Raw genomic sequence first — 13,777 nt, 5'->3', positions numbered from 1 at the left:
TGCTGCGTTTTTGGCTCAGGCGGCTTAGCGGGCGCCGACCGGCTGGATGATGCCCATCTCGGTGCCGACCTTCTCGAAGACGGAAAGGGCACGGTCGAGCTCTTCGCGGGTATGAGCAGCGGTCACGATGGTGCGCACGCGGCTCTTGTCGTTGGCAACCGTCGGGAAGCCGATGCCCTGGGCGAAGACGCCGTTGGCGAAGAGGCGATCCGAGAACTGCATCGCGCGCGCCCCGTCGCCGATGATGACCGGGGTGATGGGGGTTTCGGAGCCGGCGGTGTTGAAGCCGAGGCGGTTGAGACCCTCCTTGAAGTAGCGGGTGTTGTCCCACAGCCGCTCCATGAGGGTGGGATCCTCTTGGAGCAGGTCGAAGGCCGCGAGCGCTGCCGCCGTGACGGCGGGCGGGTGCGAGGTCGAGAAGAGGAAGGGACGCGCCTTGAGGATCAGGTACTCGATCAGGGTGCGCGAGCCGGCCACGTAGCCGCCCAGGCAGCCGATGGCCTTGGAGAGGGTGCCCACCTGGATGTGGACCCGACCGTGCAGGCCGAAGTGATCGACCGTGCCGCGGCCCTGGTGGCCGAGCACGCCCGACGAGTGGGCGTCATCGACCATGATGATGGCGTTGTGCTTCTCCGAGACTTCGACGATGTCGGGCAGGGGCGCGATGTCGCCGTCCATCGAGAAGACGCCGTCGGTGATGACCAGGGTGCGGCGGTAGTTGCCCTTGACCTCGTCGAGCACCCGGCGCAGATCCGCCACGTCCTTGTGCTTGAAGACGGCGATCTTGGCGCGGCTCAGGCGGCAGCCGTCGATGATGCTCGCGTGGTTGAGCTCGTCGGAGACGATCACGTCCTCCTTGCCGAGCACCGCCGAGACCGTCCCGGAGTTGGCCGTGAAGCCCGACTGGAACACCAGGGCCGCTTCGGTGTGCTTGAAGGCCGCGATCTTGGCCTCGAGCTCCACGTGCTGGCTCATGGTGCCCGCGATGGTGCGGACCGAGCCCGAACCCGCGCCAAACGTGTCGATGGCCTCGTGGGCCGCCTTCACGAGCTTGGGGTGGGTCGTCAGGCCCAGGTAGTTGTTGGAGCTGAGGTTGACGACCTCCTGGTGGTCGAAGCAAGCCTCGGCCTCCTGCTTGCCTTCGAGCACGCGGGGCATGCGGTACAGGCCCCTGTCCTTGAGGTCTTGCAGCTCGTCGGCGAGGTAACCGAAGGGATCGTAGCTCATCGTATCTCCTATGATGGCAAAGCCGCGGGTTAAGGGGTCAGGACGATCTTGCCGCAGTTGCCCGAGATCATCAACGCCATGGCCTCGTCGATCTGGTCGAGGGACATGTGGTGAGTGATCATGGGGCTGAGATCGATCCGGCGCGAGTTGAGCAAGTTGGCGACCTGGTACCAGGTGTCCATCATCTTGCGACCCGTGATGCCCTGGACCGTGACCCCGCGCATGACGATGTCGTTGCCCACGTCGAGGGTGACGGGCTTGCCGGGCAGGCCCAGGATCGAGTAGCGGCCGCCGGCGCGGATCATCTTGAAGGCGTTGTTCATGGCGCACTCGTTGCCGGACATCTCGCAGACGATGTCCACGCCGCCGGGGACCTCCTTGAGGACCCGGGCGATCGCATCCTCCTCGTCGGCCTTGATGGTGAGCGTCGCTCCCATCTGACGAGCCAGCTCCAGGCGGTAGGCGTTGAGGTCGATGGCGATGACGTGACCCGCCCCCGCGGCCTTGGCGACGGCGCAGGCGAGGATCCCGGTGGGGCCGCAGCCGCTCACCACGACCGTACGGCCCGCCACGTCACCCGCAAGCACCGTGTGGACGGCGTTGCCCAAAGGCTCCTGCACGGGCGCCCACTCCATGGGCAGATCGGGGGAGTTGAACCAGAGGTTCTCCTCGGGGACGACCACGTACTCGGCAAAGCAGCCGGGGATGTCGACGCCCAGGATGGTGGTGTTGGCGCAGACGTGGGCCAGGCCCGTCCGGCACTGGTAGCAGTGGCCGCAGACCACGTGGGTCTCAGCCGAGACCAGATCGCCGATCTTGGCGGTCTTGACCTGCTCACCGATGGCGACGACCTCGCCACCCAGCTCGTGCCCCATGATGAGGGGCGGCTTGACGCGGCCCTGGGACCAGGCGTCCCAGGTGTAGAGGTGGACGTCGGTGCCGCAGACGGTCGTCGCCTTGACCTTGACGAGGACCTCGCGGGGGCCGGGGGTGGGGACTGCGGTGGTGATGAGCGTGCCGCCGGGCTCGGGGCGGGGCTTGATTACCGCCTTCATCGTCTCCGGAATCGCCGGGGTCGCAACCCCTTCGTTGGCCGCCATCGTCATCGCCATGCATTCCTTCCTATCAGGGTTCTGGGGTCACGGGGGCGGGCCGAGCCCGCCCGAAATTCGTGACCTACAGTCTAGCAGAAGGGGACAAGCGCCTCAACTTCGCGCTAGCGCCTGCGGCTTTTCCGTAGGGCAGCGAGAGATAGGGGCAGCGCAGGCAGGGTGACCCAGAACGTCATCTCTCGCTGTTCCGAAGGAAATCTAGGGAATCAGGGCCTCCGAGGCCTCGCGGCTCAGGTGCAGTTGCAAGCTGGAGAGGTCGCCCGGAGCCTTGCGATCGCCCGCCAGGTCCGTGTCGTGGGTGAGGGTCCGCAGGCGCTGCGCCTGGTAAGGGTCCGACGCGGTCGAGCGGGGCTCGGCTTTCTGGCAGCCTGCCGCCAGCAGCGCCACGAGGGCGAACAGGGTAAATACGCGAATCATGATCACCTCCGGAAGCTATGATCTTACCAGGCGGTAAAACAGATGGCGAGCCAATCGGGGGTATTTCCGACAAGACCATTTTACCATCGCTTGCCCTCTTAACGAATCGTTGTCCCACGATCCGCGCCGGGAGCTATAATTCGAGTACCCCAAGGCGGCAACACCAGTCACGGCGCGCCGATCGACTCTTCTTCCCGAAGTGGCAACATTGCGCCGACGCTCAGAAGGGAGGGCCTCCATGGATACCCGCGATCGCAAGAACCAACTGCAGTGCATCGTGGACGAAGGCTTGCTCGTGAACCGTCGGGACATGGTCCGTGTCCTTCGCGATCTGGGACCGGTCCGCTACCAGGACCTGATCGACGGTGAGATCGCCCACCAGGGCGAGGGCATCATCGTGAACGTGGTCGCCAACGACCAGAACGCGACCGTCATCCTCAACAAACGCCTCTACCTCAACGTCAACGCCTTCGACTACCTGAGCCTGAGCGCGGACGAAGCAGGCGGCACCCTGGTGGACCTGGTCTCCGACCAGCGGACGCTGCGACTCATCCCCACCAGCGACCCCATGCAGGAGCAGGAGCACGGCGTGATCGTCGAGGCCACCGGCTCGTCGCGCGAAGCGCTCGATCGGATCTTCGGGGATCACTTCGCCGAGGTCTACCTGGAGGACGACTCGGACGACGAGGACTAAAGCCGAAGCGGCTTAGGTCGCCTTGCCTTCCTGGAGCTTGAGCTTCTCGAAGTAGAAGCGGGCCATGTACCCGTCCCGGACCCGCGCCGAGAGCGAAACGCCGACCAGGGCCACCCCCAGGATGGAGGCCGATCGCTTCCAGGCCAGCCTCCGGCCGCGCACGGCCTCCTTGGCCCCCACCTCACCCGAGAGGACCATCACGTGGCGCAGCCCCTTGAGGGGTTGCGCCACGCCCGTGTGATAGACCACCCAGCGGTAGCGCCGCAGCAGCTCCTCGGGCAGCGGCGGACGCCGACCGTTGAGCGCGACCAACCCGGTCAAGAGATCCAGATCGGCGATCGAGGTGGCGCGCAGGGCCCCTTCCGCCTCGAACTCGCCGGCATCGTCCGTCTCTTCGAGCATGGCAGGCAGGTTGCTCGCCTCCCCGGCCAGATCAACCACCAGCACCCGCCCGCGGTCGTGGGTCAGGGCGATGCCGAGGGCGGCGGCCACCCCGGCGCTCGCATCCAGATCCGACAGGGCGAAGACGCCCGCCTCGCGAAAGGGCGGCTTGAGCAGGGTCGCAAAGCGGCGAAAGAAGACCCCGAGGGCCTGACAGGCAGGAGCTTGCAACTCGAGGAAGCGCCCGCCCATCCCGAGGCCCGCCGGCAGGATACCGATCACGGGCATGCCGAAGAAGATGGGCAGCGAGAGGAAACTGCGCCGGCGCGCGGCGAGGAAGGCCGCAAGCCCTGCCGCAGCGAGGGCTGCGATCGCCGCCGCTCCGAGCCCAAGGGCACGTGAAGAGACGGGCAGCTTCAAGGGGACAGCGGATGGGGTCCCGGCCGGGGCCGCAGGGGGCGTGGTTGAGAGGGAGAGGCCGTCGCCCGAGAGGCGGTAGGCGTAGTGGACCGGGCTCGAATCCGCCAGCTCCTTGATGCGCTGCATGGCGATCGCCACGGCCTTGTCGCGCTCGGCCCCCTTGGCGTCCACGTCCACGTGGAACGCCACGCCCGCCGGCAGGTTCTCGACCGAGATGAGGCCGATTTCGGGCTTCATGGCATCAGGGAAGGCGGCGTAGACCTCGCCGAGCCAGCGGCTGGCCGCAAGCTCCTGGATGGCATGCACGTCGCGCGCCGGCGCAAGCGGCGAGTACTCCAGGCGCAGGACCGTCTCGGCGGCGAGTGCCGCCGCCGGGAAACAGAGACTGAAGCCGAGGGCGAGCGTGGAGGCGAGAAGGCCGAAAGAGGGCCGGAACCCGGGACGAGATAATCGCATGGGGTTCATTATAGGGACGCCCAAGGCCCCAAGCAAGGAAGCCACCGGGGCTCCGGTGGCTTCCTCGATCATTGAAGGGATGCGCTAGGCGAGGACGCGGGCCTCGCCGAGGGCCTCGGCCAGGAGGGCGGCCTTGTCGGTCCGCTCCCAGGGCAGGTCCAGGTCCGTGCGGCCGAAGTGGCCGTAGGCCGCCGTCTGGCGGTAGATGGGCCGGCGCAGGTCGAGGGCGCGGATGATGCCCGCCGGGCGCAGGTCGAAGTGCTTGAGCACGAGCGCCTCGATCTCGTCCTCGGGAATCCGGTTGGTGCCCTGGCAATCGACCATGACCGAGGTGGGACGCGCCACGCCGATGGCGTAGGACACCTGGACCTCGCAGCGATCCGCGAGCCCCGCCGCCACGATGTTCTTGGCCACGTAGCGCGCGGCGTACGCGGCCGAGCGGTCAACCTTCGTGGGATCCTTGCCCGAGAAGGCGCCGCCGCCGTGACGGGCGTAGCCGCCGTAGGTGTCGACGATGATCTTGCGGCCGGTGAGGCCCGCATCGCCCATGGGACCGCCCACCACGAAGCGACCCGAGGGGTTGATCAGGAAGCGGGTGGGGTTGCCTCCTGAGGCGCCGCCGCTGAGCAGGCCCTCTTCGACCATCGGCTTGATGACATGGGCGATGAGGTCGCGCTCGATCTGCTCTTGCTCGATCTCGGGGGCGTGCTGGGTCGAGATCAGGATGGTGTCCACCCGCACGGGGGTGTGGCCCTCGTACTCGACGGTCACCTGGGTCTTGCCGTCCGGGCGCAGGTAGGGCAGGACGCCCTCCTTGCGGACTTCGGTGAGGCGGCGCGCCAGGCGGTGCGCCAGGCTGATGGGCAGGGGCATCAGCTCGGGGGTCTCGTTGCAAGCGAACCCGAACATGAGGCCCTGGTCGCCCGCGCCGATGGCGTCGATCTTGGCATCCACCTCGGCATCCGAGAGGCCGCCGCGGACCTCCCAGGCGCGGTCGACGGCCTGGGCGATATCGGGGGACTGCTTACCGACCGCCACCAGCACGCCGCAGGTCTCGGCGTCGAAGCCGTACTTGGCGCGGGTGTAGCCGATGTCGGCGACGGTCTTGCGGACCAGCGCAGGGATGTCCAGGTTGGCGCTCGTGGTGATCTCGCCGGATACCAGCACCAGGCCCGTGGTGACCGTCGTCTCGCAGGCCACGCGGCCGAGGGGATCCTGGGCGAGGATCGCATCGAGCACCGTGTCGGAGATCTGGTCGCAAATTTTATCGGGATGGCCTTCCGTCACCGACTCGGAGGTGAACAGGCGCCGGCGCTGAGTCATGGGAGCTCCTTCCGTAGGGCGCGAACTGCGCAAAAAAATAGCCGCTTGCCAGTCATCAAGAGGCAAGGGCATCGTCCGGGAGCTTTCGCCACCGTTCGCTCATCTCCCGAGAGTCACCTCTCGCAGGATTTGGCACCGCACGCACTACCGCCGGTTGCCGGGCATCATCGGGCCAGTCCCTCCGCCTTCTCTTGATAAGCAAGTATGCGGGCCTCTCGGCCGTTGTCGTTTCTTGCATCTTCTTTAACACGCCAACCAACCGCCGTCAATGCTCGCCTGCACCCGCCGAAGGGCCGAGCGCGGCCCGAGGAGCGCTCCTCGGGCCGCGCGAACAAGTCGAATGCTAGAACCGCCAGGTGGAGCCGAGCCCCAGCGAACCCACCGCTCCCCCACCGCCGACCCCGAGGCTCGGCCCGGTGTTGAAGCCGACGAAGAGGTCCGCCGTCGTGTCCCGGTTAAAGGCATAGCGCAAGCCGAGGGCCGACTGGGTGTTAAGGCCCGCCACCGGGAAGCCGATGTTGGTGTCGGCCAGGAGGTGCAGGTTCTGCGCCAGGCCGAGGTCCGCCCCGAGACCGATCCCGAAGAAGTTGATCGGCCCGCGTACCGCGCCGACCATGCTCGCCGGCAGGTTCAGGACCCCCAGGTTCCAGCTCGGCACCAGGGTGAGGCCCAGGGTGTTGACGTTGTTAAAGGCGAAGAGCTTCGAGATCGGCATCCCCACCTGCAGGCCCAGGTTCGGCGTGCCGTTGGCGTCCACTTCGAGGATGCCGCCCGCGAGGCCCGCGATCCCTGCGAGCGCCTGCCCCTCGGCGAGCCAGCCCCACTTGCCGCTGACATCGAGTCGACCGCGCCAGGGGGCGGTGGCGAGCACCCCGATCCCCGTGCCCAGCTCGAAGTTGTTGCCCATGCCCATCTCGGCCCGCAGGTTGAAGGCATTACCCGTCACCGAGTTGAAGCCGATACCGACCGGGCCGGGGCCGATCCCCACCCCGCCCAAAAAGAGGTTCATGCTCATGAGGTTGGTATTGGTGGGCAGCACGTTGGCCCTGGGCACCGCGTAGTAGCGGGTCGGCCCGGCCGGCACGGCCGACACCACCGGCACCTGGATCGTCGACACCGTGGTTCGCATCGAGGTGCCCTGCGCGTTGGCCACAGGAGCCAGGCACAGCGCCATTCCGCCCGCCAGCCCCAGCGCGATCATGCTCTTGGTTAGCATCAAGGTTCCTCCTTCGAGCCGCCTCCCCGCGTCTTCGCCGGGGACAGCCCCCTCGCCTCACCCGCGGGCGCCTTGCACCCCCATGCATCGAAGTTGAAGATTTGCAACGTAAGGTAGCACTGGCCGGGGCCGCGATACAACGCAGGCTAGAGCGCAGTGGCGCAAGGCCCCCTGGCCGATCGCGTGGTACAATCCCTGCGCCCGTGCCGCCTTGAAACCCGGAGGTTCCCGTGACGCAGACCGCCAACGCCCTGAGAGAACACGCCCTCGAGCTCCACCGCCGCATGCTCGTCGTCGACGGCCACGCCGACACCCTGGATCGGGTCCTGAACGAGGGCCACTCCTTCACCGACCCTGCGCCGGACTTCCAGATCGACCTGCCGCGCCTGATGGACTCCGGCGTCAACGCCCAGGTCTTCTCGCTGTGGACCCCGCCCGAGTACCACGGGGAGCGCTCCATGCACCGGGCCCTCCAGATGATCGCCGCCTTCCTCGATATGCAGCGCGATCGCAAAGAGCTGCGCCAGATCACCTCGATTTCGGACTTCGACGCGACCAAGCCGGGCTTCATCTTCTCCTTCGAGGGGGCCGATCCCCTCGTGGACGACCTCTCGCTGCTCGAGGTCTTCTACCGGCTCGGCCTGCGCATGATCGGCTTGACCTGGAACCACCGCAACGCCTTCGCCGACGGCCTGAAGGTGGGCCCGCGCCCCTCGGGGCTCACCGAGCTCGGTCGGGAGCTGGTCGAGCGCATGCAGGAGCTCGGCATCGTGCTCGACCTGGCGCACATCGCCGAGCCCGGCTTCTGGGACGCCATCGAATGCTCCGAGGGGCCGGTGGTCGCCACCCACGCCAACGCCCACGCCCTCCACGCCCACGGCCGCAACCTGCGCGACGACCAGATCAAGGCGATCGCCGAGCGTGGCGGCCTGGTGGGCATCACCTTCGTGCCGGGCTTTTTGACGCGCGAGAAGGCGGATCTCGACCACGTGCTCGCCCACATCGACCACATCGTGAAGCTGGTCGGCGACGATCACGTGGCGCTCGGCTCCGACTTCGACGGGATCACCGCCCCTCCGACCCGCCTCTCGCACGTGGGCATGCTCCCCAACCTGACCGAGGGAATGCTCGCGCGAGGCTACACCGAGGAGCGCATCGAAAAGATCCTTGGACGCAACTGGCTGCGCGTGTTCCAGGCGGTTTGGAAGTAGATCTCAGGACATGCTATGATCGTCAGCGCGCAAGCGTTTGCGCTCCCACCCCACCTGCATTGACGGAGGGTTTTCCTTGCTTTCCATGCTCGACGATACCGCGCGCCTGAAATCTGCCGATCCCTCGGACATGCTCGGCTATCTGCACCGCCTTCCCGAGGTCGCAGAGCCCGCCTTCCGCCGCGCCCAGGCCGTCGCCCTGCCCCTGCCGCGCCCGCGCCAGGTGGTGATCTGCGGCATGGGCGGCTCGGCCATCAGCGGCGATCTGGCCCGCAACCTGGTCTTCTCGACGTCAGAAGTGCCCTTGGTCGTCTCGCGCCACAACGGGCTGCCCGCTTCGACCGGTACCGAGGACCTGGTGATCCTGCTCTCGTACTCGGGCAACACCGCCGAGACTCTCGGCTGCCTCGAAGACGCGATCGCCCGATCGATCCCCTGCGTGCTCGTCACCTCGGGCGGCAAGTTCGGCCAGCTCGCCAAGCAGCACGGCCTCGCCACCGTCCCGGTCGAGAGCGGCTGGATGCCTCGCGCGGCCCTTGGCGAGCTGTACTTCTCCCTCTTGGGCCTCATCAGCCAGCTGCCCGGCTGCGGGTGGATCTCGCCCGAGGCCGTCGTCCGCCAGCTGCGCGCCGAGCGCGCGACCTACGGCCTCGACGTACCCATCGAGCGCAACCCCGCCAAGCAGATCGCAAGCAAGCTCGCAGGCAAGCGCCCCGTCATCTTCGGCGTCCACCCCAGCACCGAGGCCGTCGCCATGCGCTGGAAGGCCCAGATCAACGAAAACTCCAAGATGACGGCCCTGATGGGCGTCTTCCCCGAGCTGACCCACAACGAGATCGTCAACCTGGCCCACGCCAAGCACGACGACCACGTCATGGTCGTGCTGCGCGATCCGGCGGATCACCCCTTCCTGCAGCGCCAGCTGGGCTACGCCCGCGACATCATGGCGCCCATGCTCGACGAGGTCGTCGAACTGGTCGGCGGGGGCGAAGATCCGCTGAGCCGCCAGCTCTCTTTGGCTTATCTCGGCGACTGGGTGAGCGTCTACCTGGCCCTGATGGCGGGTGTCGACCCCACCCCGGTCGAGGCCATCTTCGGCCTCAAGGATCGCATGGCCCTTTCAGAGGAGGTGCGGTAGTGCGCGCCGTCATCATCGCAGGGGGTTCGGGCACGCGGCTTCGGCCCCTGACCTACAACACGCCCAAGCCCATGGTGCCGCTGTTCGACAAGCCCTTCTTGCAGTACCAGATCGAGCTCTTGCGCGAGCACGGCATCAAGGAGATCATCATCAATCTCCACTACCTGTCGGACTCGATCAAGAACGTGCTCGGCGACGGCAGCCACCTGGGCGTCAAGCTCTACTACTCGCTCGAGGACAAGGCCCTCGGCACCGCCGGTGCGGTCAAGAATGCCGAAGAGTTCTTCGATGACGAGCCCATGCTCGTCTTCAACGGCGACATCCTGACCGACGTGGACCTCACGGCCGTGCTGCAGGCCCACAAGGAGACCAAGGCCCGCGCCACCCTGACCCTCATCCGGGTCGAGGACCCCACGGCCTACGGCCTGGTGATGATGGACGACAGTCGCATCACCCGCTTCCTCGAAAAGCCCACCATGGACGAAGCCCGGGCCCTCAACGTGGACACGGTCAACGCCGGCATCTACGTCTTGGACCCGGACGTCTTCCGGTACGTCCCCAAGGGCGAGGCCTACTCCTTCGAGCGCGGGCTCTTCCCCCTCTTGCTGCAGCTCGGCGAGCGCATCACGGGCCACGTCACCGACTCCTACTGGCTCGACATCGGCAGCCCCCTCAAGTACATGCAGGCCCACAGCGACGTGCTCCAGAAGCTCGTCAAGGTCCAGATGCCGGGCATCGAGATCAAGCCCGGCGTGTGGGTGGGCCCCGACGCGGACGTGGACGCCACGGCCGACCTGCGCGGCCCCATCTACGTGGGCGCCGGCGCCAAGATCCGCAAGAAGGCCAAGATCCACGAGTACAGCGTCATCGGCGCGGGGGTCACGGTTGACGACCGGGCGATCCTCGAACGGGCGATGATCGGGGCGGGCAGCGCGGTCGGCGAAGAGGCGGTCCTCCAGCGCTGCATCGTGGGCCGCAACTGCGCCATCGGCGCCCACGCCCAGCTGGGCCACAACATGGTCCTCGCGGACGACTCGGTCGTCGGCAAGGGCACCCGCATCGCGAACTAGCGACACATCCCCCCGCTCTGCGGGGGGATTTCGAATCCCTGCAAGTAGGAGAGAAGACGTGCTGACCCAACAGGCGAACGCCCTCAAGTTCGGAACCGACGGCTGGCGTGCGGTGATCGCCAAGGAGTTCACCTTCGACAACGTGGCCCTGGTCGCCCAGGCCCTGGCCGAGACCTGGCAGGCCGAGTACCCGGACCTGTGGCGCGAGCGGCCCGCCGTGGTCGGCTTCGACACCCGCTTTCTCTCCGACAAGTTCGCCCGCACTGCAGCCGAGGTCCTCGCGGCCAACGGCTTCAACGTCGTCATGGCCGATCGGCCCTGCTCCAGCCCCTCCATCTCGTGGGCGGTCAAGGAGAAAGGTGCCGTCGGCGCCGTCATGATCACGGCGAGCCACAACCCGCCCGAGTACAACGGCTTCAAGATCAAGGCCCACTACGGCGGCTCGGCCTCGCCCAAGCTGACGGCCAAGGTCGAGGCCGCCCTCGGCAAAGGCGTGCGCCCCGCTCCCTACAACGGCGAGACAATCGAAACCTTCGACCCTCGCGCGGGCTACTTCGCGCAGCTCTCCAAGCTGGTGAATTTGGAGGCGATCGCAAAAGCGGGCCTCCAGGTCATCGCCGACCCCATGTACGGGGCCGGCTCGGGCTACCTGCGGACCATGCTCGAAGGGGCGGGGATGACCCTCACCGAGCTCCACGCCGAGGCGAACCCCTCGTTCCATGGCACCAACCCCGAGCCCATCGCCCCCAACCTCAAGGAGCTCGCCGTGCGCACCCGCGAGGCGGCCTCGCGCAACCCCTTGACCGTGGGCCTCGCCTTCGATGGGGATGCGGACCGCATCGGGGCGGTGGACGCCGACGGCACCTTCGTCAACTCTCACCGGATCCTCGCCCTGATGCTCCAGCACCTGGTCGAGCACAAGGGCTGGAAGGGCGGCGTCATCCGGACCTTCTCGACCTCGCGCCTGATCGAGAAGCTCGCCAAAACCCACGATCTGCCGCTCTTCGAGACCCCCATCGGCTTCAAGTACATCTGCGACTTGATGGTCAGCGAGGACATCCTCGTCGGCGGCGAAGAGTCGGGCGGCATCGGCATCAAGCACCACATCCCCGAGCGCGACGGCATCCTCTGCGGGCTCATGCTGCTCGAGATCATGGCGACCCACAAGGCCACGCTCGGCGAACTGGTTTCACGCCTGGATGCGACCCACGGCTCGCACCAGTACGACCGGATCGACCTGCACCTCTCGGACAACGCCCGCAAGGACCAGGTCCTCGCGGATCTCAAGGCCAACCCGCCTGCCGCCTTCGCCGGTCAAGCGGTCATGGCCGTCGAGACCCTCGACGGGGTCAAGTTCACCCTCTCGCACGGCGGCTGGCTGCTCTTCAGGGCCTCCGGCACCGAGCCCCTCTTACGCATCTACGCCGAGGCCCCGAGCCTCGATCTGGTCAAGGGCCTGCTCGAAGCGGGCCGAACCCTGGCGCAAGGAGCCTAGTCCCATGAGCAAGAAAACCCGCGTCACCGTCCTGTGGGGCGGCTTCTCCACCGAGCGCGAGGTGTCGAGCTGGTCCTGCGAGATGGTCCGGCGCAACCTGGACCCCGAAGCCTACGAGGTCTCGGTCCACGACCTCAACAGCTTCTTGCCGGGCGGCGATCGCACCTGGCAGCAGCTCAAGGACGAGGCGGACGTGGTCTTCATCGCGATCCACGGCGCGGGCGGCGAGGACGGCACCCTGCAGGGGCTCCTCGAGCTGTACGGCATCCCCTACACCGGCTCGGGGGTGCTCGCGAGCGCGCTGGCCATGAACAAGGCCCGTACCAAGGAAATCTACCGCCAGGCGGGCATCCCCACCCCGGACGCCGCCGCCTACGACCTGCGCCAGGCCCCTGTGCCGGACCCTGCCATCGCGCGCGATCGCCTCGGCGCGGCCTACGGCTACCCCATGGTCCTCAAGGCCGACAACCAGGGCTCCAGCTTCGGGGTCCACATCGTCCACCACGCGGACGAGTTCGTCCCCGCCTGGGAGGCGGCCGCCAAGCTCTCGCCCGAGCTGCTCATCGAACGCTTCGTGCCCGGCCTCGAGGTCACCTGCGGGGTCATCGGGGGCTCGGCGATCGAGGCCCTGCCCGTGGTCGAGATCGTGCCCAAGTCCGAGTGGTTCGACTTCGAAGCCAAGTACTCGGCCGGCGCCACGGACGAGATCGTCCCTGCGCGGATCTCGGCGGAGCTGACGGCCAAGGTCCAGGATCTCGCCCTCAAGGCCCACCGAGCCCTCGGCTGCTGGGGCATGTCGCGCACCGACATGCGCATCACCGCCGGCGGCGAGATCTACGTGCTCGAGACCAACACCATCCCCGGCCTCACCGAGAACAGCCTCTTGCCCAAGGCCGCACGCGCGGCGGGCATCATGCTGCCCGAGCTCTTCGATCGCTTCATTGCCATGGCCTTCGAGCGCCACGCGTTCCAAGCATCGCCCTCGCTGAAACTCTAGGGCCCTCCGGCTGATTGCCGACCGGCTTCAAAAAGCTTAAGATAGCGGCATTCTTTGGAGGATTGCCGTGTCATCGCTGCCGCTCACATACCTGTTCCCCGCCGCGCTGGTCCTGATGCTCGTCGGGCTCGTGCTCACCATCCGTCGCCAGCTCGTGGGCTTCGCCCTCGTCGGGGTGACGGCCGTCGCCTACGCCCTCTACCTCGCCTCCTTGCAAGGCTGGCAGGTCCCGGGGCTGTGGGCCACCCGGTACGCCATCATGGTGGCGCTGGTCATCCTCGGCCTCTCCCTCGAAGCCATCAGCGAGCGCTTCCGCTTCCGGATGGGCTGGGTCAGCCAGAACACGGTGTGGGGCGGCCTCATCGGCGGCATGATCGGCTTGTTCGCCTTCGGCGGGGCCTTCTGGATGCTCATCGGCACCCTGATCGGCACCGTCGGCGTCCAGTTCAGCGGCCACCGGGGCCGGCAGACCTTCGGGCGCGCGCTGGTGGACGGCCTCGAGGGCTTCTTCGGCATGTTCGGCTCGCCCGGGCTGCGGGTGCTCTTCGCGGTGGTCGTGATCGACCTGTTCCTCGACCTCTCGCGCACGGCTGCCCGACTCACCCTCTAGCATTTAGGAG

Annotated in this window: 13 protein-coding genes and 1 riboswitch; of the genes, 7 read left to right on the top strand and 6 right to left on the bottom strand. The window is 67.2% G+C overall.

All coding sequences use genetic code 11. The features are described from left to right. Positions 1 to 24 precede the first annotated feature (24 nt). The 3 genes from J7643_16775 to J7643_16765 form a co-directional block, all read right to left on the bottom strand. Positions 25 to 1,227 carry a glycine C-acetyltransferase gene (locus tag J7643_16775; GenBank protein MBO9542245.1) on the bottom strand — a complete coding sequence of 401 codons (1,203 nt, stop codon included), beginning with the start codon at positions 1,225 to 1,227 and terminating at the stop codon, positions 25 to 27. 29 nt (positions 1,228 to 1,256) lie between these two features. Next, positions 1,257 to 2,333 carry an L-threonine 3-dehydrogenase gene (gene tdh / locus J7643_16770; GenBank protein MBO9542244.1) on the bottom strand — a complete coding sequence of 359 codons (1,077 nt, stop codon included), beginning with the start codon at positions 2,331 to 2,333 and terminating at the stop codon, positions 1,257 to 1,259. A 204-nt stretch (positions 2,334 to 2,537) separates the two neighbouring features. Next, positions 2,538 to 2,756 (bottom strand): hypothetical protein, encoded by a 219-nt coding sequence (locus tag J7643_16765; GenBank protein MBO9542243.1) that lies wholly within the window; start codon positions 2,754 to 2,756, stop codon positions 2,538 to 2,540. Positions 2,757 to 2,994: 238 nt separating this feature from the next. Between J7643_16765 and J7643_16760 the strand changes: the two genes are divergently transcribed. Then, positions 2,995 to 3,450, top strand: a complete 456-nt coding sequence (locus tag J7643_16760; GenBank protein MBO9542242.1) for a hypothetical protein — start codon at positions 2,995 to 2,997, stop codon at positions 3,448 to 3,450. Between the two features lie 12 nt (positions 3,451 to 3,462). Here J7643_16760 and J7643_16755 read toward each other — a convergent pair whose 3' ends face one another. The 3 genes from J7643_16755 to J7643_16745 all read right to left on the bottom strand — a co-directional run bounded on the left by J7643_16755 (position 3,463) and on the right by J7643_16745 (position 7,246). Beyond that, on the bottom strand, positions 3,463 to 4,707 hold the full coding sequence (locus J7643_16755) for a hypothetical protein (protein ID MBO9542241.1): 1,245 nt from the start codon (positions 4,705 to 4,707) through the stop codon (positions 3,463 to 3,465). 84 nt (positions 4,708 to 4,791) lie between these two features. After that, complete coding sequence (gene metK, locus J7643_16750) at positions 4,792 to 6,030, bottom strand: methionine adenosyltransferase (protein MBO9542240.1); 1,239 nt, start codon at positions 6,028 to 6,030, stop codon at positions 4,792 to 4,794. A 96-nt stretch (positions 6,031 to 6,126) separates the two neighbouring features. Continuing rightward, positions 6,127 to 6,231: riboswitch (SAM riboswitch) on the bottom strand. Between the two features lie 142 nt (positions 6,232 to 6,373). Then, the gene (locus J7643_16745; protein MBO9542239.1) at positions 6,374 to 7,246 is read right to left on the bottom strand and encodes a hypothetical protein; all 873 of its coding nucleotides are present in this window, start codon (positions 7,244 to 7,246) and stop codon (positions 6,374 to 6,376) included. A 230-nt stretch (positions 7,247 to 7,476) separates the two neighbouring features. Between J7643_16745 and J7643_16740 the strand changes: the two genes are divergently transcribed. From J7643_16740 to J7643_16715, 6 genes are all read left to right on the top strand, one after another. Continuing rightward, entirely contained in the window at positions 7,477 to 8,457 is a 981-nt protein-coding gene (locus J7643_16740; GenBank protein ID MBO9542238.1) for a dipeptidase, read from the top strand. Positions 8,458 to 8,533: 76 nt separating this feature from the next. After that, positions 8,534 to 9,595, top strand: coding sequence for a bifunctional phosphoglucose/phosphomannose isomerase (locus J7643_16735; GenBank protein MBO9542237.1), 1,062 nt, complete (start codon positions 8,534 to 8,536; stop codon positions 9,593 to 9,595). Beyond that, the gene (locus J7643_16730) at positions 9,595 to 10,665 is read left to right on the top strand and encodes an NDP-sugar synthase (protein ID MBO9542236.1); all 1,071 of its coding nucleotides are present in this window, start codon (positions 9,595 to 9,597) and stop codon (positions 10,663 to 10,665) included. Before J7643_16735 ends, J7643_16730 begins: the two co-directional genes overlap by 1 nt. A gap of 61 nt (positions 10,666 to 10,726) precedes the next feature. Beyond that, a complete protein-coding gene (locus tag J7643_16725) occupies positions 10,727 to 12,160 on the top strand; it encodes a phosphoglucomutase/phosphomannomutase family protein (protein ID MBO9542235.1) in 1,434 nt (477 codons plus the stop codon). 4 nt (positions 12,161 to 12,164) lie between these two features. Continuing rightward, positions 12,165 to 13,157 (top strand): D-alanine--D-alanine ligase, encoded by a 993-nt coding sequence (locus J7643_16720; protein MBO9542234.1) that lies wholly within the window; start codon positions 12,165 to 12,167, stop codon positions 13,155 to 13,157. Positions 13,158 to 13,224: 67 nt separating this feature from the next. Next, positions 13,225 to 13,767, top strand: a complete 543-nt coding sequence (locus J7643_16715) for a hypothetical protein (protein MBO9542233.1) — start codon at positions 13,225 to 13,227, stop codon at positions 13,765 to 13,767. Positions 13,768 to 13,777 lie beyond the last annotated feature (10 nt).

It is taken from the genome of bacterium, from assembly GCA_017744355.1.
Taxonomy (GTDB): Bacteria; Cyanobacteriota; Sericytochromatia; order S15B-MN24; family UBA4093; genus JAGIBK01.
Note: the sequence above shows the minus strand (reverse complement) of the source record. Positions and strands in the feature narration are given on the sequence as shown.

Excerpts from the sequence above, each read along its gene's own strand:
- J7643_16775 (MBO9542245.1), bottom strand. The coding sequence starts at position 1,227 with ATGAGCTACGATCCCTTCGGTTACCTCGCCGACGAGCTGCAAGACCTC.
- tdh (MBO9542244.1), bottom strand. The coding sequence starts at position 2,333 with ATGACGATGGCGGCCAACGAAGGGGTTGCGACCCCGGCGATTCCGGAG.
- J7643_16765 (MBO9542243.1), bottom strand. The coding sequence starts at position 2,756 with ATGATTCGCGTATTTACCCTGTTCGCCCTCGTGGCGCTGCTGGCGGCA.
- J7643_16760 (MBO9542242.1), top strand. The coding sequence starts at position 2,995 with ATGGATACCCGCGATCGCAAGAACCAACTGCAGTGCATCGTGGACGAA.
- J7643_16755 (MBO9542241.1), bottom strand. The coding sequence starts at position 4,707 with ATGCGATTATCTCGTCCCGGGTTCCGGCCCTCTTTCGGCCTTCTCGCC.
- metK (MBO9542240.1), bottom strand. The coding sequence starts at position 6,030 with ATGACTCAGCGCCGGCGCCTGTTCACCTCCGAGTCGGTGACGGAAGGC.
- J7643_16745 (MBO9542239.1), bottom strand. The coding sequence starts at position 7,246 with ATGCTAACCAAGAGCATGATCGCGCTGGGGCTGGCGGGCGGAATGGCG.
- J7643_16720 (MBO9542234.1), top strand. The coding sequence starts at position 12,165 with ATGAGCAAGAAAACCCGCGTCACCGTCCTGTGGGGCGGCTTCTCCACC.